The sequence below is a fragment of the Serratia sp. 22278 genome, assembly GCF_052045405.1.
Classification (GTDB): domain Bacteria; phylum Pseudomonadota; class Gammaproteobacteria; order Enterobacterales; family Enterobacteriaceae; genus Serratia; species Serratia marcescens.
The window spans coordinates 415,671-435,736 of sequence record NZ_JBQEOW010000001.1 but is presented as its reverse complement, the minus strand read 5'-3'; the positions used below and the strand labels follow the sequence as shown (position 1 = coordinate 435,736).

At 60.1% G+C, this 20,066-nt stretch carries 21 protein-coding genes; 10 read left to right on the top strand and 11 right to left on the bottom strand.

The window, feature by feature from the left end; translation table 11 throughout:
* Complete coding sequence (locus ACTJJ6_RS02045; RefSeq protein ID WP_143778873.1) at positions 1 to 1,005, top strand: zinc-dependent alcohol dehydrogenase family protein; 1,005 nt, start codon at positions 1 to 3, stop codon at positions 1,003 to 1,005.
* Here ACTJJ6_RS02045 and ACTJJ6_RS02040 read toward each other — a convergent pair.
* A complete protein-coding gene (locus tag ACTJJ6_RS02040) occupies positions 953 to 2,011 on the bottom strand; it encodes an AI-2E family transporter (RefSeq protein WP_089191506.1) in 1,059 nt (352 codons plus the stop codon). The genes ACTJJ6_RS02045 and ACTJJ6_RS02040 overlap by 53 nt on opposite strands.
* Positions 2,012 to 2,452: 441 nt before the next feature.
* Between ACTJJ6_RS02040 and ACTJJ6_RS02035 the strand changes: the two genes are divergently transcribed.
* Both ACTJJ6_RS02035 and ACTJJ6_RS02030 read left to right on the top strand, forming a co-directional pair.
* Positions 2,453 to 3,007, top strand: coding sequence for a cytochrome b (locus ACTJJ6_RS02035; protein WP_016928207.1), 555 nt, complete (start codon positions 2,453 to 2,455; stop codon positions 3,005 to 3,007).
* Between the two features lie 23 nt (positions 3,008 to 3,030).
* On the top strand, positions 3,031 to 3,609 hold the full coding sequence (locus ACTJJ6_RS02030; RefSeq protein WP_016928208.1) for a YceI family protein: 579 nt from the start codon (positions 3,031 to 3,033) through the stop codon (positions 3,607 to 3,609).
* A gap of 43 nt (positions 3,610 to 3,652) precedes the next feature.
* Here ACTJJ6_RS02030 and trhO read toward each other — a convergent pair whose 3' ends face one another.
* Both trhO and ACTJJ6_RS02020 read right to left on the bottom strand, forming a co-directional pair.
* Positions 3,653 to 4,720 carry an oxygen-dependent tRNA uridine(34) hydroxylase TrhO gene (gene trhO, locus ACTJJ6_RS02025; RefSeq protein ID WP_016928209.1) on the bottom strand — a complete coding sequence of 356 codons (1,068 nt, stop codon included), beginning with the start codon at positions 4,718 to 4,720 and terminating at the stop codon, positions 3,653 to 3,655.
* A 119-nt stretch (positions 4,721 to 4,839) separates the two neighbouring features.
* On the bottom strand, positions 4,840 to 4,998 hold the full coding sequence (locus ACTJJ6_RS02020) for a hypothetical protein (RefSeq protein ID WP_016928210.1): 159 nt from the start codon (positions 4,996 to 4,998) through the stop codon (positions 4,840 to 4,842).
* 261 nt (positions 4,999 to 5,259) lie between these two features.
* Between ACTJJ6_RS02020 and ACTJJ6_RS02015 the strand changes: the two genes are divergently transcribed.
* From ACTJJ6_RS02015 to ACTJJ6_RS02000, 4 genes are all read left to right on the top strand, one after another.
* A complete protein-coding gene (locus ACTJJ6_RS02015) occupies positions 5,260 to 6,180 on the top strand; it encodes a Kdo(2)-lipid IV(A) acyltransferase (protein WP_015377426.1) in 921 nt (306 codons plus the stop codon).
* A 102-nt stretch (positions 6,181 to 6,282) separates the two neighbouring features.
* Positions 6,283 to 6,567, top strand: coding sequence for a YciI family protein (locus ACTJJ6_RS02010; RefSeq protein WP_016928212.1), 285 nt, complete (start codon positions 6,283 to 6,285; stop codon positions 6,565 to 6,567).
* A gap of 201 nt (positions 6,568 to 6,768) precedes the next feature.
* Positions 6,769 to 8,007 (top strand): multidrug efflux MFS transporter MdtG, encoded by a 1,239-nt coding sequence (gene mdtG / locus ACTJJ6_RS02005; RefSeq protein WP_049300566.1) that lies wholly within the window; start codon positions 6,769 to 6,771, stop codon positions 8,005 to 8,007.
* Between the two features lie 475 nt (positions 8,008 to 8,482).
* Positions 8,483 to 10,036, top strand: coding sequence for a peptide MFS transporter (locus tag ACTJJ6_RS02000; protein WP_097102367.1), 1,554 nt, complete (start codon positions 8,483 to 8,485; stop codon positions 10,034 to 10,036).
* A gap of 50 nt (positions 10,037 to 10,086) precedes the next feature.
* On the opposite strand, the gene ACTJJ6_RS01995 is transcribed toward ACTJJ6_RS02000, so the two are convergent.
* The 4 genes from ACTJJ6_RS01995 to ACTJJ6_RS01980 are packed head-to-tail and all read right to left on the bottom strand — an operon-like array spanning position 10,087 to position 11,648.
* Positions 10,087 to 10,485, bottom strand: coding sequence for a VOC family protein (locus ACTJJ6_RS01995; RefSeq protein ID WP_016928215.1), 399 nt, complete (start codon positions 10,483 to 10,485; stop codon positions 10,087 to 10,089).
* Positions 10,476 to 10,904 (bottom strand): DUF6691 family protein, encoded by a 429-nt coding sequence (locus ACTJJ6_RS01990; RefSeq protein WP_440801868.1) that lies wholly within the window; start codon positions 10,902 to 10,904, stop codon positions 10,476 to 10,478. Before ACTJJ6_RS01990 ends, ACTJJ6_RS01995 begins: the two co-directional genes overlap by 10 nt.
* Before the next feature lie 2 nt (positions 10,905 to 10,906).
* Positions 10,907 to 11,341 (bottom strand): YeeE/YedE family protein, encoded by a 435-nt coding sequence (locus ACTJJ6_RS01985; RefSeq protein WP_049300563.1) that lies wholly within the window; start codon positions 11,339 to 11,341, stop codon positions 10,907 to 10,909.
* The gene (locus tag ACTJJ6_RS01980; protein ID WP_440801866.1) at positions 11,331 to 11,648 is read right to left on the bottom strand and encodes an ArsR/SmtB family transcription factor; all 318 of its coding nucleotides are present in this window, start codon (positions 11,646 to 11,648) and stop codon (positions 11,331 to 11,333) included. Before ACTJJ6_RS01980 ends, ACTJJ6_RS01985 begins: the two co-directional genes overlap by 11 nt.
* Positions 11,649 to 11,783: 135 nt before the next feature.
* Here ACTJJ6_RS01980 and ACTJJ6_RS01975 point away from each other — a divergent pair, with 135 nt between their 5' ends.
* Positions 11,784 to 12,584, top strand: coding sequence for an AraC family transcriptional regulator (locus tag ACTJJ6_RS01975; RefSeq protein ID WP_440801863.1), 801 nt, complete (start codon positions 11,784 to 11,786; stop codon positions 12,582 to 12,584).
* Here the strand turns inward: ACTJJ6_RS01975 and leuA are convergent.
* On the bottom strand, positions 12,535 to 14,223 hold the full coding sequence (gene leuA, locus ACTJJ6_RS01970; protein WP_151254387.1) for a 2-isopropylmalate synthase: 1,689 nt from the start codon (positions 14,221 to 14,223) through the stop codon (positions 12,535 to 12,537). The genes ACTJJ6_RS01975 and leuA overlap by 50 nt on opposite strands.
* Positions 14,224 to 14,431: 208 nt before the next feature.
* Here leuA and ACTJJ6_RS01965 point away from each other — a divergent pair, with 208 nt between their 5' ends.
* Complete coding sequence (locus tag ACTJJ6_RS01965; protein ID WP_004927872.1) at positions 14,432 to 14,809, top strand: MysB family protein; 378 nt, start codon at positions 14,432 to 14,434, stop codon at positions 14,807 to 14,809.
* 33 nt (positions 14,810 to 14,842) lie between these two features.
* Positions 14,843 to 15,388 (top strand): GNAT family N-acetyltransferase, encoded by a 546-nt coding sequence (locus ACTJJ6_RS01960; protein ID WP_079451372.1) that lies wholly within the window; start codon positions 14,843 to 14,845, stop codon positions 15,386 to 15,388.
* Between the two features lie 6 nt (positions 15,389 to 15,394).
* Here ACTJJ6_RS01960 and ACTJJ6_RS01955 read toward each other — a convergent pair whose 3' ends face one another.
* The 3 genes from ACTJJ6_RS01955 to mdoG form a co-directional block, all read right to left on the bottom strand.
* Positions 15,395 to 15,640, bottom strand: a complete 246-nt coding sequence (locus ACTJJ6_RS01955) for a YceK/YidQ family lipoprotein (protein WP_015377417.1) — start codon at positions 15,638 to 15,640, stop codon at positions 15,395 to 15,397.
* A gap of 165 nt (positions 15,641 to 15,805) precedes the next feature.
* Positions 15,806 to 18,364 carry a glucans biosynthesis glucosyltransferase MdoH gene (gene mdoH, locus ACTJJ6_RS01950; RefSeq protein ID WP_016928223.1) on the bottom strand — a complete coding sequence of 853 codons (2,559 nt, stop codon included), beginning with the start codon at positions 18,362 to 18,364 and terminating at the stop codon, positions 15,806 to 15,808.
* Entirely contained in the window at positions 18,357 to 19,925 is a 1,569-nt protein-coding gene (gene mdoG, locus ACTJJ6_RS01945) for a glucans biosynthesis protein MdoG (protein ID WP_025302384.1), read from the bottom strand. Before mdoG ends, mdoH begins: the two co-directional genes overlap by 8 nt.
* Positions 19,926 to 20,066: the final 141 nt, after the last annotated feature.

The following is a 20,066-nucleotide window of genomic DNA, read 5'->3' as shown; positions in this document are numbered from 1 at the left end:
ATGCCGCCGTTATTTCCCCGATTGAGCTTCAGCCGCTTCGGCGATCCCGCCCAGGTGCTGGAATTGCAGCAGATGAGCAGACCGCTGCTGCGCCCCGGACAGCAGTTATTGCAGATGCGCTATGCCCCGATCAACCCTTCCGATCTGATCCCGATCCACGGCCAATACGCGCACCGCATCGCCCTGCCGCAGGTGCCGGGATATGAAGGCGTGGGCGTCATCGTCAATCCGCAGAATGGGCATTCAACGGACCGACGCGCGCTGGCGGTAGCGGGTGACGGCAGTTGGCAAACCTTCGTCACGCTGCCTGAGGCTCGGGTGGTCTGGGTGCCGGATGACATTGACGACGCCTGCGCAGCGCAAATCTATATCAACCCGCTCACCTGCTGGGTGCTGTTGACGCAATGGCTGCCGCTCAACGCCGGCGACGTACTGCTGATCAACGGCGGCGGCTCCGCTGTCAGCCTGCTGCTGGCGCAGCTGACGGCGCTGCGCGGCATTCGTCTGGCGGTCGTGGTGCGCAACGCCGCTCATCGCCAGGCGTTACTGGCCGCCGGCGCCTGGCGCGTTATCGAAGCACCTCAGCTGGTGGAAATGACGAATTTTGGCGCCCGTGCGGCCATCGACTGCATCGGTGGAGAAGACGGATTGCAGCTGGCGCAGGCGGTCCGCACCGGCGGCGATTTTGTGGCGCTGGGCCTGCTGAGCGGCCGCCAGGTAGACTGGCGGCGCGTGGTGGACGAGTTAAAGCTGCGCGCTTCGCTGTTCCACCTGCGCAAATGGAACGCACAGGCGGCGCCGGCGCAGTGGCAGATGGCGTTTTATCAGCTATTCCAGCTGCTGCGGCGCGGCCAGCTGGCTTTGCGCCCACCCGCCGCGATTTATCCTTTGCATCAGTACGCAGCGGCGCTGCAGCACGCCACGCAGCCCGGTGTGAACGGCAAGATCTTCCTCACTCCGGCGCCGCCGGAGGCTGACGCGGCGGGCGGCCGTCCCCCAGGATAACCGCCAGCCGATAGCCGCCCTCGGTAGTCTCCAGCGCGATGCGCGCCACGATCGTCAGCGGCACCGACAGCAACATGCCCACCGGGCCGAGCAGCCAGCCCCAAAAGATCAGCGACAGGAACACCACCAGCGTCGACAGCCCCAGCCCGCGCCCCATCACCCGTGGTTCGAGGATATTACCGATCACCATGTTGACAGCGATAAAGCCGCCCGCCACCACCAGCGCATCGCCTAGCCCGTTGAACAACAGCGCCTGAATCAGCGGCGGAATGGCGGCCAATACCGAGCCAATGTTGGGAATGTAGTTGAGCAGAAACGCCAGCAGCCCCCAGATAAAAGCGAAGCGCACGCCGACCGCCGCCAGGAAGATCCAGACGATCACCCCGGTGGCCAGGCTGATGATGGTTTTAATCACCAGATAGCGCGTCACGCCGTCCAACGCCCGCCGCATCGCGGCGAGCCCCTCGTTCGGCTTATCCAGCGCCTGCTGCAGCTTATACGGCAGCAGCTGCACTTCAAACAGCATAAACACCACGGTCATCAGCAGCAGGAAGACGTTGGTCATGGCGCCAGAAAGGTGCCCCAGCATGCGGGTGACCAAATTCATCGCCGCGCTCGGATCGACATACTGCAGCATCGCTTCGCTGGAGAGGCTGATATTGAAGCGATCGGCGTAATGCTGCAGCTCGCGCAACTTCTCGATCATCATGCCGCGGTACTGCGGCAGCGAGCGGGCGAACTCATTGAGCGAAGCGCCCAACATGCCGATAAACAGCATCACGACCACGATCACCGCCGTCACCAGCAGCGTCACCCCGACGATACGCGGCACCCGCTTGCGTTCCAGCATCGCCACCAGCGGGTTCAACACCATGGCGAGAAATACCGCCAGCAAAAACGGCACCACGATGTCAGCGGCGGCTTTCACCCCGGCCAAAATGATCACCAACATCGCCAGCAGGACGGCCAGACGCAGGCTGCTGTCGGTCACGCGGGTTCGGCCCATGACGTTTCCTTGTTATTTCACTGGGTTAACCGGCGGCAGGCGCCGACTCTTGGCGCTAATGGTAGCAAAATCCACCGTCACGCCGCAGAGGATTTCGCCTAACCGTTCGAAAAAATTAATCTTTCCGCCCTGCTCTTTGCCGCAAGAAATAGGCATAACGTTTGCCAACAAATAATTCCACCGAGCAACTCATGGACGATTTACGTAAAATGACAAAAGCTGACATTAATAAATAATAAGCCTAATTTTCAACAACTAGCACAACCGCTCCGTGAGGGAAATAATATCATCTTCAACGATTTATCTGATGAAGCCCGAACATCTCAAACAAATTCACTGACTAATATTTCTAAGAAGTAACATAGTTAAATTTATTATTGATTTTATGTTTCCTAAAGTTTAATTATTGCAACCAGCCAATCGGTAATCGAAGGAAACAGGATGCTCTGGAAAAATACCGCCGATCGTTTCGGCCATGTGTCAGTGTTGATCCACTGGCTGGTGGCGCTGACGGTGTACGGCATGTTCGCACTTGGCCTGTGGATGGTCACGCTGGGCTATTACGACGTCTGGTACCATCAGGCGCCGGAGATCCACAAAAGCATCGGCACGCTGCTGTTCATCGTGATGGTGATCCGCGTGGTCTGGCGCTTTGTCTCGCCGCCGCCCAAACCTCTGGCCAGCTATGGCCGCCTCACTCGCGTCAGCGCTATTCTCGCGCATCTGGCGCTGTACGCCGTGCTGTTCGGCATTCTGATCAGCGGCTATCTGATCTCCACCGCCGACGGCCAACCGATCAGCGTATTCGGCTGGTTCGACGTGCCCGCCACCGTCACCGGCATGGCGGAACAGGCCGACACCGCCGGCGCCATACACCTTTACCTGGCCTGGGCCGTGGTAGTGCTTTCGGTACTGCACGGGCTGGCCGCGCTTAAACATCACTTTATCGATCGTGATGTCACTTTGAAACGGATGCTGGGTAGCAGCGCCGATTAACCTTTGGATTTATGGAGATTGCTATGTTGAAAAAGACCGTATTGGGCCTGACCGCAGGCGCCCTGCTGCTGAGCGCCGGTTCCGCACTGGCGGCGGACTACAAGATCGACAAACAGGGCCAGCACGCCTTTATCGAGTTCCGCATCCAGCACCTGGGCTACAGCTGGCTGTACGGCAGCTTTAAAGACTTCGACGGCGGCTTCACCTTCGACGAGAAAGATCCGTCCAAGGACAAGGTTAACGTGACCATCAATACCGCCAGCGTCGACACCAACCACGCCGAGCGCGACAAGCACCTGCGCAGCGCCGAGTTCCTCAACGTGGAGAAGAACAAACAGGCCAAGTTTGAATCCACCGAAGTGAAGAAAAGCGGCGACGGTTATGCGGTGGTCGGCAACCTGACGCTGAACGGCGTGACCAAGCCCGTCACGCTGGACGCCAAACTGATTGGCCAGGGCAACGATCCGTGGGGCGGCTACCGCGCCGGCTTTGAAGCCAACGGCAAGATCAAGCTGAAAGATTTCGGCATTACCACCGACCTGGGCCCGGCGTCGCAAGACGTTGAGCTGATCATCTCCGTAGAAGGCGTGCGCGAGAAATAAAAAAAAGCCCGGCTTGGCGGCCGGGCTTCTCATTTCCTCAGGCTCAGCGGGCCGGGCCTTCTTCTTCCGGTGCCGGAATGTGCATCGTGGTCTGCAGCAAGCCTTTCGACTTATTGAAGATCTTGACGCCATTTTCGCGGCCTGCACGGCGCGCGCGCTGCTCTTCGCGCGGCAGCTTCAGCTCTTCGCGGCAAATCTCGCTACAGCATCCTTCAAACTTGGCGGCGCAGCTCGGGCACTGAATGAACAGCAGATGGCAGCCGTCGTTCTTGCAGTTGGTATGGGTATCGCACGGCGCGCCGCACTGGTGGCAGTTGGCGATCACATCGTCAGAGATGCGCTCGCCCATGCGCTCATCGAACACGAAGTTTTTGCCGATAAACTTCAGCGGCAACCCCTGTTCTTTCGCTTTGCGGGTGTACTCGATAATCCCGCCTTCCACGTGGTAGATGTTTTTAAAGCCGTTGTGCAGCATATAGGCGCTGGCTTTTTCACAGCGAATGCCGCCGGTGCAGTACATGACGATATTCTTGTCTTTGCTATCCTGCAGCATCTCCACCGCCATCGGCAGCTGATCGCGGAAGGTATCCGACGGCACCTCGATGGCATTTTCGAAGTGGCCGACTTCGTACTCATAGTGGTTGCGCATATCGACAAATACCGTATTCGGATCGTCGATCATCTGATTGACGCGCTCGGCCTGCAGATACTCGCCGACGTTGCTCGGATCGAAGCTCTCGTCATCGATGCCGTCGGCCACGATGCGCTCACGCACCTTGAGGCGCAGCACCCAGAAGGATTTGCCGTCGTCTTCCAGCGCGATATTCAGGCGGACCTGATCCAACGCCGGGTGCGAGGCGAACAGCGCGGCTTTGAACGCGTCGAAGTGATGCTGCGGCACGCTGATCTGCGCGTTGATGCCCTCTTTCGCCACGTAGATGCGGCCGAACACCTTCAGTTTTTCGAACTGAATGTACAGGCTGTCGCGAAACGCCTTGGGATCGTCGATGGAGAAGTATTTGTAAAAAGAAACTGTGGTGCGCGGCTCGGTTTCCGCCAGCATGCGCGCCTTCAGTTCCTCATTAGAAATTCGGTTATGTAACACTGGCATGGTGTACTTTCCTGTCTTTCGGGAGGTGACTGATTACCGCGCGCAGCCAGCAGGCCCGCGCGCGGCGCACATCATACCCGAAAAACCGCCGCCGCGCAGCCCTGGCGCAAGCGCCCCGTTCAGCGTCCGCCGCCTTCGGTAAACGCGGAAGCCACCATACCGAGCGCCATCATCACGCCGGCAAGCGCCAATATCGCGTTCATCTGCAAATGTGCGCCGACGCTGCCGACCGCCGCGCCCAACACCAGCAGCCCCGCACTGATCCATGGTGCCAACATATTTACCCTCTGAATAATTACCGACAATAATATCGCCATTATCTTTGGCAGGAAAGATTGTGGAAAAATTCGGCATTCGATGCATATTTAACGCTCAAAAAGGGATTTTAATGCGTTGTGTTTTCCCGGATCGCCAGAAAAATGCCACAATAGTCGCAAACAAACGGCAGAAACGAACCTTGCCGCCGAGTTCACCCGGCTGCCAGACCGTGCGATGACGCTGTCATTACACTTAAACAACCGTATTCAAACAGAGAACCCATGACTCAAGTTCCTACTTTCAATCGCTCCTTATTGCACCCGCGCTACTGGCTGACCTGGGTCGGCATCGGCTTGCTGTATCTGCTGGTGTTGCTGCCTTACCCCGTCATCTACTGGCTCGGCACCTCGATTGGGCGATTTTCCATGCGCTTTCTCAAGCGGCGCGTCGCTATCGCCCAGCGCAACCTCGAGCTCTGTTTTCCCGACATGCCGCAGGCCGAACGCGATGCGCTGGTGGTAAAGAATTTCGAATCGGTCGGCATGGGGCTGTTTGAAACCGGCATGGCGTGGTTCTGGCCCAACTGGCGCATCGAGCGCTGGTTCAAGGTCAGCGGCCTGGAGCATATCCAAAAAGCGCGCGACAACCAGCAGGGCGTGCTGCTGATTGGCCTGCACTTTTTGACGCTGGAGCTGGGCGCGCGCATCTTCGGCATTCACAACCCGGGCATCGGCGTTTACCGCCCGCACGACAACAAGCTGATGGACTGGCTGCAAACCTGGGGGCGCATGCGTTCCAACAAGTCGATGCTGGATCGCAAGGACGTCAAAGGCATGATCCGCGCCCTGAAACAGGGCGATATCATCTGGTATGCGCCGGATCACGACTACGGCCCGCGCAGCAGCGTTTTCGTGCCGCTGTTCGCAGTGGACAAAGCCGCCACCACCACCGGCAGCTATGTGCTGGTGCGAATGGGTAAACCGGCGATCATTCCGTTCACCCCGCGCCGCCTGCCGGACGGCAAAGGGTATGAGCTGATCATGCAGCCGGCGGTGGAAAACTTCCCGCTGGATAATGAACTCGACGCCGCCGCCTTCATGAACAAAGTGGTGGAAAAAGAGATCCTGATGGCGCCGGATCAATACATGTGGCTGCATCGCCGCTTCAAGACCCGCCCGGAAGGCGAGCCTTCGCTTTACTGATAAAACCAACCCGCCGCCGGCGGGTTTTTTATTGCGTGCCTCTTGAGAATCGCCGGCGAGGGTGGGATGGTAATGCCTTTGCCGCCACCCCCTGGAGCCGCTATGTACATTGTCAGCCTGACCTACCATCGCCCGATCGCCGACGTCGACAGCCACCTTGACGGGCACATCGCCTGGCTTAAGAAATATTTTCAGGACGGCACCTTCGTCGCTTCCGGCCGCAAGAATCCCCGCACCGGCGGCGTGATCCTGGCCAAAGGCATTGAGCGTGCGCAACTGGACGCCATCCTGGCCGAAGATCCGTTCAACGCCGTGGCCCACTACGAGGTCACCGACTTTAGCGCCACCACCACCGCTGCCGGTTTCGAGGCGCTGGCCGGCTTATAAAACGCTGTAAATTCCGCGCGCCAAGCGCGGAATAAGGTTTAAACGTCATTTTTAAAACTTTATTTCATTTTTCGCCCAATCTTTGTCCCCTCATTTGCCGTCGCCGCGCTTGCGGCGCATACTTACCAGGCTAACTTTTCACGTTTTGCCCCTTCATCTTTGCCACCGGCAAAACGCGTCACCTTTCGGCAATGGACATTTATGGCTTCGGCAGCAGAACCCGTTAACTGGAAACGCAACCTTTTCGTCGCCTGGCTGGGATGCTTTCTCACCGGCGCCGCCTTCAGCCTGGTGATGCCGTTTCTGCCGCTGTACGTAGAGACGCTGGGCGTAACCGGCCATCAGGCGCTCAACATGTGGTCCGGTCTGCTGTTCAGCATCACCTTCCTGTTTTCCGCTATCGCCGCGCCGTTCTGGGGCGCCCTGGCCGACCGACGCGGCCGCAAACTGATGCTGCTGCGTTCGGCGCTCGGTATGGCGATCGTCATGGCGCTGATGGGCATGGCGCAAACGGTCTGGCAGTTTCTCGCGCTGCGTGCGGTGCTGGGGCTGCTCGGCGGGTTCATTCCCAACGCCAACGCGCTGATCGCCACCCAGGTGCCGCGCAACCGCAGCGGCTGGGCGCTCGGCACCCTGTCTACCGGCGGCGTCGGCGGCGCGCTGGTCGGCCCGCTGATCGGGGGGCTGCTGGCCGATTTATACGGCCTGCGCCCGGTGTTTTATATCACCGCCGCGGTGCTGTTCGTCTGCTTCGTGCTGACGTTGCTGTATGTCAAAGAACAATTCACCCCGGTGCAAAAGCGCGACATGTTGCATGCAAAACAGGTGTTCGCTTCGCTGAAAAACCCGAAGCTGGTGCTCAGCCTGTTCGTCACCACCATGATCATTCAGATCGCCACCGGCTCGATCGCGCCGATCCTGACGCTGTATGTGCGCGATCTGGCCGGCGCCACCCATAACCTGGCGTTTATCAGCGGGCTGATTGCCTCGGTGCCCGGCGTCGCGGCGTTGATGAGCGCCCCACGGTTGGGCAAGCTGGGCGATCGCATCGGCCCGGAGCGCATTCTGGTGTTTATGCTGATCGTCTCGGTGCTGCTGCTGATCCCGATGGCGTTCGTGCAAACGCCGTGGCAGCTCGGGGTGCTGCGTTTTCTGCTGGGGGCGGCCGACGGCGCACTACTGCCGGCGGTACAGACGCTGTTGATTTACAACTGCACCAATCAGGTAGCCGGCCGAATCTTCAGCTACAACCAATCGTTCCGCGACGTCGGCAACGTCAGCGGTCCGCTGCTCGGCGCCGCAGTCTCCGCCGGCTACGGTTTTCGCGCGGTCTTCGCCGTCACCGCTTTAGTGGTGCTGTTCAACGCCGGTTATTCCTGGTGGTGTCTGCGGCGGCGGCCGGGCTATTTGCGGGAAGACACGCTGCAGGAAGAGCAATAGCTGCATTTATCGCCAGTTGCCTCCGTTGGCCAGATCAATGGCGCATTTCCCCCACTTTTAATAATGCCTCCTTCGGGCTGGCGTATTTTCGCCCCATCCAGAACATTCTTATTCCAACGCTTTGTTTATCAACAATTAATTAACTTTCAGCGCATAAAACCCGCTGTCAATCATATTCCTGTCATAACCAACAGAAAAACCAGAAAAGGAGATGCTTGTCGACTTTTCGTCTAAAAAATGGGATACAGGTACTAGACAAAACCAACGACCAGTTATCAAATGGTTAAATAATATCACGCCAGATGTGAAACATCGGCCAAGTGAAGAAAAGGTCAGCACGCTTTCCACGGTTTATCAGCGTTGCAGCCGCGGTGTTTGTCGGGTAATCCGCATTGGGCGGATCGCCTTCATTAAATACACATACATACCACAGTACGGGCTGCAGCCTTGCAGCGCCTTTTATTGGGAAATCGTTATGCAATCCTCTGTCAATAAGTCAGAAAGCCGGACCTTCTTCGGCCATCCCTATCCGCTGGGTTCTCTGTTCTTCACCGAAATGTGGGAGCGTTTCTCGTTCTACGGCATCCGTCCGCTGCTGATCCTGTTTATGGCCGCCACCGTGTACGATGGCGGTCTGGGTCTCGCGCGCGAGAACGCGTCGGCGATCGTCGGCATCTTCGCCGGCAGCATGTACCTGGCGGCACTGCCGGGCGGCTGGCTGGCGGACAACTGGCTCGGCCAACGCAAGGCCGTCTGGTACGGTTCGATCCTGATCGCGCTCGGCCACCTGTCGATCGCCCTGTCCGCGGTGATGGGCACCAATCTGTTCTTCATCGGCCTGATGTTCATCGTGCTCGGTTCCGGCCTGTTCAAAACCTGTATCTCGGTGATGGTCGGTACGCTGTACAAAAAAGGCGATGCGCGTCGTGACGGCGGTTTCTCGCTGTTCTACATGGGCATCAACATCGGCTCGTTCATTGCCCCGCTGATCTCCGGCTGGTTGATCAAGTCACACGGCTGGCACTGGGGCTTCGGCATCGGCGGTATCGGGATGCTGGTGGCGCTGGTGATCTTCCGGGTATTCGCCGTACCGGCGATGAAACGTTATGACCACGAAGTGGGCCTGGACTCCACCTGGAACAGCCCGGTCGCGAAGAAAGAAGGCGTCGGCGTCTGGTTGCTGGCGCTGGCGGCCATCCTGGTGGCGGTCATCGTGCTGATCGCTCAGGGCACCATCGTCATCAATCCGGTCGAGGTGGCCAGCGTGCTGGTATACGTCATCGCCGCGTCGGTCACCCTGTACTTCATCTATCTGTTCGCCTTTGCCGGCCTGAGCCGCAAAGAGCGTGCGCGCCTGCTGGTGTGCTTCATCCTGCTGATCTCCGCTGCGTTCTTCTGGTCGGCGTTTGAACAGAAACCGACCTCGTTCAACCTGTTCGCCAACGATTACACCAATCGCATGATCGGCGACTTCGAGATCCCGGCGGTGTGGTTCCAGTCGATCAACGCCCTGTTCATCATCCTGCTGGCGCCAGTGTTCAGCTGGGCCTGGCCTGCGCTGGCACGCAATAACGTGCGTCCGAGCAGCATCACCAAGTTCGTGATCGGTATCCTGTGCGCCGCCGGCGGTTTCGGCCTGATGATGTTGGCCGCGCAGAATGTGCTGAGCAACGGCGGCGCCGGCGTATCGCCGATGTGGCTGGTGGGCAGTATCCTGATGCTGACGCTGGGTGAGCTGTGCCTGAGCCCGATCGGGCTGGCCACCATGACGCTGCTGGCGCCGGAGAGAATGCGCGGTCAGATGATGGGACTGTGGTTCTGCGCCAGCGCGTTGGGCAACCTGGCGGCCGGTCTGATCGGCGGCCACGTCAAGGCCGACCAACTGGATATGCTGCCGAATCTGTTCGCTCGCTGTTCAGTCGCGTTGCTGATCTGCGCCGCCGTGCTTATCGTGCTGATCGTGCCGATTCGCCGCATGCTGGAAAATACCCAGTCCAAGAGCGCGCAAAAACCGGCGACCAACGTCTGACGGATAACCCATTTTTCTCTCGCAAACCGGCGCTCGATGCGCCGGTTTTTTTATGCTTGCCAGGCCTGATGTTGCAAGACCACCCGGTAGCCGTCAGGATCTTCAAAGGTTTGCCCCGCGCGATCCCAATAGGGATTATAGGCGGCGACCGCCAAGAACCCCGCCGCCCGCATCCGCTCACACGCGGCCCGCCATTCGTTCTCATCCGGCAGATAAAATACCAGCAGATGATCCTGCGTCGGCGCCTGCCCGACCCGCACCCCGCGGTGCTGCGTGAACTCCAGATGGTAGGCATGCTGCGGATGCCCAATCATCATGCCATCGAACCCCTGATGATCGACAAACTCGCCCAGTTTTTCGAAACCCAGCCCGCGGCAATACAACGCGGCAATTTCCTGCAACCGATCGGTGGGGCGCCCGATGCGCAACACCGCTTTGGCTATCGACATGTACGCCTCCGCCTCATGATAATGTCATACAGCGCCATGCCCGCCAGCATCGCCAGCAGGAACGGCCATACCCGGCTTATCTCCGCCCCGGCCAACACCCAGGCGGGGCCAGGGCAAATCCCCACGATGCCCCAGCCGATGCCGAACAGCGCGCTGCCCGCCAGTAAACGGCGATCCACACGCCCGGCGGCCGGGATCTGCAACGTTTCCCCCAACAGGCTCCGTTCGCGTCGCCGCGCCCACAGGAAGGCCGGCGCCGCCACCGCGATCGCCCCAGCCATCACCAGCGCCAACGAGGGATCCCACTGGCCGGTAACGTCGAGAAACGCCAACACCTTGGCCGGATTGGCCATGCCGGCAATAATTAACCCCAGACCGAAAATGACGCCACTCAGCAGCGCCAACAGCGTTTTAAGCATTTTCACCCCCCCAACGTGTGGCGCATCAGCCACACGGTCATAAAGCCCAGCAGCATAAACAACGCCGTGGCGGCCAGTGAACGCGGCGCCAACCGCGCGACGCCGCACACGCCGTGCCCGCTGGTGCAACCGCTGCCCAATCGAGTACCCAAGCCCACCAACAGCCCTGCGGCCGCCAGCCAGCCGTTGCCAACCGAGATCTCACCGGGCGGCAACGCCGCAGCGGCAGCATACAGCCAGGGAGAGAGCAGCAACCCGCCAATAAATGCGGCGCGCCAGCCCCCCTCCCGGCCGCCCACGCTCAATAAACCGCCGGTAATGCCGCTGATACCGGCGATCCGGCCATTGAACAGCAGCAGCAGCGCTACCGCGCCGCCGATAATGGCCCCGCCCGCCAACGCGGAATACGGCGTGAAGTGCTGCCAGTCAATGGTCATCGCGGTTCTCCGGCTGTGGGCAATACAGTTGATACAGGGTCGTGAGCAGCGCCAGCGCTTTGGCATCGGCCACCGCATAGTAAATCTGCTTGCCGGCTCGCCGGGTGGAGACCAACCCCTCCTCGCGCAGCACGCCAAGCTGTTGGGACAGCGTCGGCTGGCGGATATCCAGCGCCTGCGCCAGCTCGCTCACCGCCATCTCGCCCTGACTGAGCCTGCACAGTAACAGCAGCCGATCTTCGTTGCCCATGGTACGCAGCATCGCACCGGCCTGCGCCGCCGCCTTGCGCATCGCATCAATATCCATTGTCCCTCCATCAGTTTATAAAATTATATAATATAATTTTATAAACCATTTTGCCGTGCCGCGCCACAGACTGGTGTGAAACAACGCCGCATGGCATGCTGTCTTCCCCCTTTTGCCGCGCGGAGCCTGCTTACGATGCTGTTGTTTCACGACGTTCTGCCGCCCGATCGGCCTGTACGGCCATTAGCCAGAGATTATCGCCACGGCGACAGCGAGCCGGACCACTACCATAACTGCGCGCAGCTGATTCACAGCCTGAGCGGCGTGGTGCAGGTCACGACCCGGCTCGGCAGTTGGGTGGTGCCGCCCGGCCGCGGCGTCTGGGTGCCGGCGAAAGTGGTGCACAGCCTGCGTATCACCGGCCAGGTGGCCGCCAGGACGTTGTTCGTCGATCCGTTGGCGCGCGCCGATCTGCCGGCCCAATGCCAGGTAGTGCAGGTTCCCCCGCTGCTGCGCGAGTTGATTATCTGTGCGATGGAAATTGCGCCCGGCTATCCAAGCGGCGGGCGCGATGAGCGCGTGATGGAACTGATTCTGGATGAGTTGCGAATGCTGCCGATTCTGCCGCTGCACCTGCCGGAACCCCGCGAAGCCTCGCTGCTCGCCCTGTGCCGCCATATCCAGGCCACGCTGGCGCAACCTTGGACGCTGGAACAGGCTGCCGCTCATCTCAGCGTCAGCGGACGCACTCTGTCGCGGCGCTTCCAGCGAGAAACCGGGCTGCATTTTAGCGATTGGGTGCGACGCGCCCGTTTGCTGGCGGCATTAAACGCGCTGGCGACCGGCCGCTCGGTGTTGGAAGTGGCGCTGGATCTCGGCTATGACAGCCCCAGCGCGTTCAGCGCCATGTTCCGCCGGCTGCTGGGAGTAGCGCCCAGCGACTATTTCAGCCGGACTGCACCGACGTTGGCGCCAGATAGCGCCCGGCGACGTTGAACAGCGCCTGCAGCGAGGCGCTGGCGGAGTCGGCGTCGATGCCAACGCCGTAAGTCGCCTCACCTTGCGGCAGCGTACAGCGAATATAGGCCACCGCTCGGCTATCGCTCTGATGTCCCAACGTATGCTCGTGATAATCCTCGATCGCCAGCGACAAGCCGAAGCGCTGACGCAGCGCATCCACCGCGCTGGAAAGCAGACCGTTGCCGGCCCCCTGCAGGCGCAGTGGCTCTCCCTCGCAGGCAACTCGCGCGTTGAAGCTGTAGGCCTCTACCCCATGGCTTTCCGTTTGGTAGCTTAACAGCTGCAAACGCGGCTGCTCCACCAGCCCGTAAGTATCGCGGAATAAACGCCACAGCTGCGCGCCGCTCATTTCTTTGCCGCTGCCGTCGGTCGCGCGCTGCACCACTTGGCTGAAATCAATCTGCAAACCGCGCGGCAACGCCAACCCATGATTCTGTTCCAACAACCAGGCGGCGCCGCTTTTGCCGGACTGGCTGTTGACCCGGATCACCGCTTCATAGCTGCAACCGACATCGGCGGGATCGAGCGGCAGGTATGGCACCTGCCAGCGGCCATCTTGCCGCTGCCGTTGCGCGGCGAAACCTTTCTTGATCGCATCCTGATGCGAACCGGAAAAGGCGGTAAACACCAACTCGCCGGCATAAGGATGGCGAGGATGCACCGGCAGCTGATTGCACTGCTCCACCACCTCCACCACCTGCTTCAGACGGCTGAAGTCCAGACCCGGCGCCACGCCCTGGGTATAGAGATTCAACGCCAGCGTGACCAGATCGACGTTGCCGGTGCGCTCTCCGTTGCCGAACAGGCAGCCTTCGACCCGATCGGCGCCGGCCAGCAAGGCCAGCTCCGCACAGGCCACGCCGGTGCCGCGATCGTTATGCGGATGCACGCTGATCGCCACATCGGCGCGACGGCTGAAGTGCCGGCAAAACCATTCGATCTGATCGGCATACACGTTGGGCGTGCTCACTTCCACCGTCGCCGGCAGGTTGATGATCATCGGCCACTGCGGCCCCGGCTGCCAAACCTCCGCCACCGCTTCGCAGATCTCCAGCGCGAACTCTAACTCAGTAAAACAGAAGGTTTCCGGCGAATACTCGAAGCACCAGGCGGTATCGGGCTGTGCCTCGCACTGCCGGCGGATGCGCCGCGCGCCGTTCACCGCCAGCGCCACGGTGGCGGCCTTATCCTGGCGGAACACGATATCGCGAAACATCGGCGCCGTGGCGTTATACAGATGCACGATAGCCCGCGGCGCCCCCTGCAGCGCCTCGAAGGTGCGATCGATCAGATCGTCGCGCGACTGCGTCAGCACCTGGATCGTGACGTCGTCCGGGATCAGCCGCTCGTCGATCAGCGCGCGTACAAAGTCGAAATCCGTTTGCGACGCCGAAGGGAAAGCCACCTCGATCTCCTTGAAACCGCACTGCAACAACAATTGATAGAATTCGCGCTTGCGCGCGTTATCCATCGGCTCCGCCAGCGCCTGGTTGCCGTCGCGCAGATCGCTGGAGCACCAGCGCGGCGCCTGCCTCAGCGTACGCGCAGGCCATTGGCGGTCCGGCAACGCCACCGGCGGGAACGGTCGGTATTTGCTTGAAGGGTCGATTAACATGGGCTTCTCCTGACGCCAGAGTGAACGATGCGTCATTATTTCCCGCCATCGCCTCCTCTTCTCCCGTTTTGCGGACAACCATCGTCGCAAAGCGGACAACAAAAAAATTTGCATCCTGCGCCAGTGAGACAACAATTAGTTTTGACGTTTCCCCCACCGCACCGGCAGTGCGCCGGACGCTTTACTCTCATTGTCAACGGAGGCGAACATGAGCCTGTATGCAACCCTGGAAGAAGCCATCGAGGCCGCACGCGAAGAGTTTATCGACACCGCCGAAGGCGGCAGCGGTGACGAGCCGCCGGTGCCCCAGCAGTTCAATCTGCAAAAGTACGTGATGCAGGATGGGGACACGATGTGGCAGGCGGAGTTCTTCGAAGAAGAAGGAGAGGCGGTGGAATGCCTGACGCTGCGCAGCGGTGCGGCGGCACAGGCGATCTTCGACGGTGACTACGACGAGGTGGAAATTACCGCCGAGTGGATAGATGAAAACACCCTGTACGAATGGGAAGAAGGCGACTTTCAGCTCGAACCGCCGCTGGATACCGAAGAAGGCCAGGCCGCAGCCGATGAGTGGGATGAACGTTAACCCGCGCCGCGCTTTCATCGCCAAGGAGGCCGCATGATTATTCGCCGGGCCCGCCCTACCGACTACCCCGCCATTTTGCAGCTACAGGGGGAAAACGTGCCGGAAGCGCTCGACGAGAGCCAAAAACGGCAGGGATTTATCGTATCGCGCATGAATGAGGCGCAGCTGGCGACGATCAACCGCGGCATCGGCATATGGGTGGCCGAACAGGAGAACCAACTGGCGGGGTTTGTTTGCCTGATGCCCGCCGACGCGCAACCGCGGCCGCCGGTGGTGGATGCGATGCTGGCGACGCTCGCCACGCAATCCTTCGCCGGACGGCCGCTGAGTGAGCAGCGGGTGTTTCTCTACGGCCCCGTTTGCCTCGCCGCCGCCTGGCGCGGCAAAGGCGTGCTGAAGCGCCTCTACGCCGCGGTCAAAGCGCACACCCGCGATGATTACGACGTGGGCGCGTTGTTTATCGACGACGACAATCCGCATTCGTTGGCCGCTCACGTGCAAGGGCTGGGGATGACGGCGCTGGCGCCTTTCCATTGCGGGCAGAAAGGCTATCAGCTGGTGGTGTTCGCCACCCGCTGAACGAAATTACTCGTAGGGGCCATGCTGCGCATCAAACGGCAGCATAAAGGTGTCCACCACCATCGACAGCGGCACGTCTATCACCGTGACATAGCGCCAGGGCGTATCGCGCAGATCCCACTGCACGCCGGGATAATACTGGTGACCATGCCCGGCGCCGGGCACGGTACGGCTGATAATGCTGCCGCAGCCGGTGAGTGCCATCACACCGGCCGCCACGCAGGCCAGCCGAAGGTAGGAAGAGAGCTTCACGACATTGACTCTGAGCAAGGGGTTGTTTCGCGAGTGAACAACGCATCGGCCGCAGTCTATCACAGTTCCCGTTCTCCACCGGCGTCGGCGCACGTAAGCAAACGGTAAAAAAAAAACGGGGAATGCGCCATGCGCATTCCCCGTCTGAGCGTTGCCGTTAAGCGATTAACGCCGGCCCGTAGGGTGCGCCAGCGGGTTGTGCGGCAACTGCTGATAGTGCTCACGCCAGGCGGCGCCTTCCGGCAACAGCCAGACGCGCTGATGCAAACGAGCCAGCGTGACCGGATCGCTCAGCAGCTCCAGACGTTTGCCCTTCACCAGCTTCTCAGGTCCCAACTGCAGCGCTTCGTTCACCCGCTCCTCACGGTTGCGATCGAGCGTCGCGCGCAGATGGTGACGCGCCGTCGCCAACGCCGTCGCCAGCGCGTTGAAGGATGGGTTGACCACCGCATGCATAAAGCCGTTGGTCAACGCGCGGTTACGATTGAGATGCAGATATTCTTCCGTCGCCAACAGCTCACGCGGCGGATTGTACTCTTCCGGGATCAGGAACAGCTTGGCGCGTTTGCTTTTCATGCCCAGCGTTGCGCGGCTCGACAGCACCGACACGAACGGCGACAGGATCAGCGAAAACACGATCGGCGCCAACCACCACAGGAAGCGCAGATCCAGCCACGCCATGCCGCCGGCCCACACCAGGCCCAGCAACATCTGCGAGCCATGGCGGCGGAACGCTTCGCCCCACGGCGTATCGTCATCGTCACGCTGCGGCGAATTCCACACCACTTCCCAACCGAGGAAGGCGCTCACCACGAATACGGTATGGAACAGCATGCGCACCGGCGCCAGCAGCACCGAGAACAGCATTTCCATCAGCATCGAAATGAACAGACGGAACGCCCCGCCGTACTCTTTCGCGCCCTTGGCCCAGATCAGCACAATACTGAGCAACTTCGGCAGGAACAGCAGCACCAGCGTGGTGGAGAACAGCGCTATCGCCAGTTCGGGCCGCCACTGCGGCCAGACCGGGAACAGCTGCCGTGGCTGCAGGAAGTATTGCGGCTCCATCAGCGTATGCACCACCTGCAATGCGGTGGAGAGCGCCAGGAACATAAACCACAGCGGCGCCGACAGGTAGGACATGACACCGGTCAGGAACACCGCGCGGTGCACCGGGTGCATGCCTTTCACCAGGAACAGGCGGAAGTTCATCAGGTTGCCGTGACACCAGCGACGGTCGCGCTTCAGCTCGTCCAGCAGGTTTGGCGGCAGCTCTTCATAACTGCCCGGCAGATCGTAAGCGATCCACACGCCCCAGCCGGCGCGGCGCATCAGCGCCGCTTCAACGAAGTCGTGCGACAGGATAGACCCGGCGAAAGAGCCCTCGCCCGGCAGCGGCGCCAGCGCACAGTGCTCGATAAACGGCTTCACGCGGATGATAGCGTTGTGCCCCCAGTAGTGCGACTCGCCCAGCTGCCAGAAATGCAGGCCGGCGGTGAACAACGGCCCGTAAACGCGGGTGGCGAACTGCTGCACGCGCGCATACAGGGTATCCATACCGGACGCCTTCGGCGCCGACTGGATGATGCCGGCGTTCGGGTTGGCTTCCATCAGACGCACCAGCCCGGTGAGGCATTCGCCGCTCATCACGCTGTCGGCATCCAGGATCACCATGTAGCTGTACTCACCGCCCCAGCGACGGCAGAAGTCGTCGATGTTGCCGCTCTTGCGTTTTACGCGGCGACGGCGGCGGCGATAGAAAATGCGGCCGTGGCCATCGACATCGCGGCACAGCTCCATCCACGCCTTTTGCTCGGCCACGCAGATGTCCGGATCGTAGCTGTCGCTCAGCACGTAGATATCGAAGTGTTCCAGCTGACCGGTCGCGGCGACGGACTCATAGGTCGCACGCAGGCCGGCGAACACGCGTTCGACGTCTTCGTTACAGATCGGCATGATCAGCGCAGTGCGGTGCGCCGGGTTGATCGGCTCATCGCCCTTGATGGTGGAGGAAATGCTGTATTTGTCCTTGCCGATCAGCAGCTGCAGGAAGCCCATCAGCGCGGTCCAAAAACCGGCCGAGACCCAGCAGAACAGCACGGCGAACAGGATCAGAATGCCGGTTTGCAGCACATACGGCAGCAGCTGCAGCACCGACTGCATCAGATCCTGATCCAGCATGGCGATAGGATCGATCAGCGCCCAGCCCTGATAAGGCAAGATGGTTTTCATATACCAGGTAGCGATGCCGGTTTGCACCAGCATCAGCACCAGCAGCACATAGCGGCGCATGGAGCCGACGGTACGCCAGCGGTTTTCAGCCTCGGCCTCCTCTTTGGTGGCGTGCCGATTGTGCGGCGAACGCCCCAGCAGAGAATCCCAGAAGCGCGCCACCGGGTTGGTGCGCCAGGCTTCCGGGAACATGGTGGTCCGTTTGATCGGCGGCGTCGCCTTCAGAATGGCGCGCCCTTCGGCGTCGGTGTCGAAGTCGTCATCGCTGACCGCATCCGGCCAGGCGTTTTCGATACGCGGTTTGACCGAGGCCAGCGCCACGTCATCCGCCGACAGGCTATTGACGTTGGCGTCAGCGGCGCCCATCTGCCGATGGAGCGCCTCCAGTGCCTGAGCGTCATCCGCCGTTTGAGGGTTGAGCGCCTCCGACCGCTCGGCGGTCAGAGGCAGCGCCGCAAGATAATCCTGGGCGGGTTGAGTAGGCTTATTCATTGGCAGGTAGCTGATAGCTCCAGGTTTCCGACAGAGTCTTATCGCCATTGACCAGTGCCGCACGCATTTCTACCGGCTTCTTGTCGTCTTTCACTTTCAGACGCACCGTCAGGCGCCAGCCTTTGGTCACTGGGTTATAGCGGACGTTGTTTTCTACCATCTCACCGTTGTCGCCGATGCTGATCTGAGAGGCGACCGGAGTATTGGCATCCAGCCCTTTCAGCACCGGGCCAACGAAGTCGACCAGGAAGGCCACGCTGCCGTCTGGCTCGCGAATCAGGTTGGACTGCTTCACGTCGCCGGTCGAGCGCATGGTACGAGCCACATAGGCGATATCTTGCGAATGCAGTTTGTCTTCATCGCGGGTGAAGTTCAAACGGTAGCTCAGCGTCAGCGGCTTTTTGGCCTCCGGCAAGGTATCCGGCGTCCAGAACGCGACGATGTTGTCGTTGGTTTCATCCGCCGTCGGGATCTCCACCAGCTCGACCTTGCCTTTGCCCCAGTCGCCCTTCGGTTCGATCCAGGCGCTCGGACGCAGATCGTAACGATCGTCCAGATCTTCATATTCTTTGAAGTTGCGGCCGCGCTGCAGCAGACCGAAGCCTTTCGGATTCTCGACGGTATAGGTGCTGACGGACAGGTGTTTAGGATTGTTCAGCGGACGCCAGATCCACTCGCCGTTGCCGGCATGGATAGACAGACCGTTGGAATCGTGCAAAGCCGGGCGGTAGTTCAGCGTCGGCGACGGCTGGTTCGGCCCGAACAGGTACATGCTGGTCAACGGCGCCAGGCCCAGTTTGCCCACCTTGTCGCGCAGGAACACTTTGGACTCGACGTCCACGGTGGTGTCGCGGCCCGGGATCACCGTAAAACGGTAAGCGCCGGTGGCGCGCGGGGAATCCAGCAGCGCATAGATCACCAGGTGCTTGTCGCCCTGCTTCGGACGCTCAACCCAGAATTCGCGGAAACGCGGGAACTCTTCGCCGGACGGCAAAGCGGTATCGATAGCCAGGCCGCGAGCGGAAAGCCCGTAAACCTGCCCTTTACCCACCACGCGGAAATAGCTCGCGCCCAGCAGGCTCATGATCTCATCGTTTTTGTCGGCGCTGTTGATCGGGTAGAGCACCTTGAAGCCGGCAAAACCGAGATTTTTCACCGATTCAGGGTCGTGTTTGACCGAACCGAAGTTGAAGTAATCCGGGCTGTACTTGATCTGTTTTACGCTGGTGGAGGTGACTTCGTTGATTTTCACCGGCGTGTCGAAGTACATCCCCTGATGATAAAACTCAAGCTTGAAAGGGGTTTTCAGCTTGCTCCAATAGGCTTTATCGTGATTGAACTGAATCTGCTGATAGTCTGCGAACTTCATCTCGCGGAACTGAGAAGGAAGGTTGCTCTTCGGGGCTTCGAAACCTTTCGCCGCCAGATCCTGCGCCTGCTTGGCGACATCATCAATAGAAAAGGCCCAAGCCGGCGAACTGAACAGCGTGAACAATACGGTCGCACCTAACCAACGAACGCTCGCGGCGCGTGGTTGTCCGGATAATATATTAACTAGCACATCCCCCCCTATTCGTGTGCTCAAATCATTTAAATCCATATTAATGGATTACTCAGCTTTCCGACAACATGATAAATGGATGGTTCATGTTTACGGCTCATTGTTTAAGCAGCTGATGGAACACCAGCGTAGCAAGCCGCG

Coding starts and splice junctions, on each gene's coding strand:
- ACTJJ6_RS01965 (WP_004927872.1), top strand. CDS start 14,432: ATGAGCCTGTATGCAACCCTGGAAGAAGCCATCGAGGCCGCACGCGAA.
- ACTJJ6_RS01995 (WP_016928215.1), bottom strand. CDS start 10,485: ATGTCGATAGCCAAAGCGGTGTTGCGCATCGGGCGCCCCACCGATCGG.
- ACTJJ6_RS01980 (WP_440801866.1), bottom strand. CDS start 11,648: ATGGATATTGATGCGATGCGCAAGGCGGCGGCGCAGGCCGGTGCGATG.
- mdtG (WP_049300566.1), top strand. CDS start 6,769: ATGGCTTCGGCAGCAGAACCCGTTAACTGGAAACGCAACCTTTTCGTC.
- ACTJJ6_RS02035 (WP_016928207.1), top strand. CDS start 2,453: ATGCTCTGGAAAAATACCGCCGATCGTTTCGGCCATGTGTCAGTGTTG.
- ACTJJ6_RS02045 (WP_143778873.1), top strand. CDS start 1: ATGCCGCCGTTATTTCCCCGATTGAGCTTCAGCCGCTTCGGCGATCCC.
- ACTJJ6_RS02040 (WP_089191506.1), bottom strand. CDS start 2,011: ATGGGCCGAACCCGCGTGACCGACAGCAGCCTGCGTCTGGCCGTCCTG.
- leuA (WP_151254387.1), bottom strand. CDS start 14,223: ATGTTAATCGACCCTTCAAGCAAATACCGACCGTTCCCGCCGGTGGCG.
- mdoH (WP_016928223.1), bottom strand. CDS start 18,364: ATGAATAAGCCTACTCAACCCGCCCAGGATTATCTTGCGGCGCTGCCT.
- ACTJJ6_RS02000 (WP_097102367.1), top strand. CDS start 8,483: ATGCAATCCTCTGTCAATAAGTCAGAAAGCCGGACCTTCTTCGGCCAT.
- ACTJJ6_RS02010 (WP_016928212.1), top strand. CDS start 6,283: ATGTACATTGTCAGCCTGACCTACCATCGCCCGATCGCCGACGTCGAC.
- ACTJJ6_RS01960 (WP_079451372.1), top strand. CDS start 14,843: ATGATTATTCGCCGGGCCCGCCCTACCGACTACCCCGCCATTTTGCAG.
- ACTJJ6_RS01985 (WP_049300563.1), bottom strand. CDS start 11,341: ATGACCATTGACTGGCAGCACTTCACGCCGTATTCCGCGTTGGCGGGC.
- ACTJJ6_RS02020 (WP_016928210.1), bottom strand. CDS start 4,998: ATGTTGGCACCATGGATCAGTGCGGGGCTGCTGGTGTTGGGCGCGGCG.
- trhO (WP_016928209.1), bottom strand. CDS start 4,720: ATGCCAGTGTTACATAACCGAATTTCTAATGAGGAACTGAAGGCGCGC.
- ACTJJ6_RS02030 (WP_016928208.1), top strand. CDS start 3,031: ATGTTGAAAAAGACCGTATTGGGCCTGACCGCAGGCGCCCTGCTGCTG.
- ACTJJ6_RS01990 (WP_440801868.1), bottom strand. CDS start 10,904: ATGCTTAAAACGCTGTTGGCGCTGCTGAGTGGCGTCATTTTCGGTCTG.
- ACTJJ6_RS02015 (WP_015377426.1), top strand. CDS start 5,260: ATGACTCAAGTTCCTACTTTCAATCGCTCCTTATTGCACCCGCGCTAC.
- ACTJJ6_RS01975 (WP_440801863.1), top strand. CDS start 11,784: ATGCTGTTGTTTCACGACGTTCTGCCGCCCGATCGGCCTGTACGGCCA.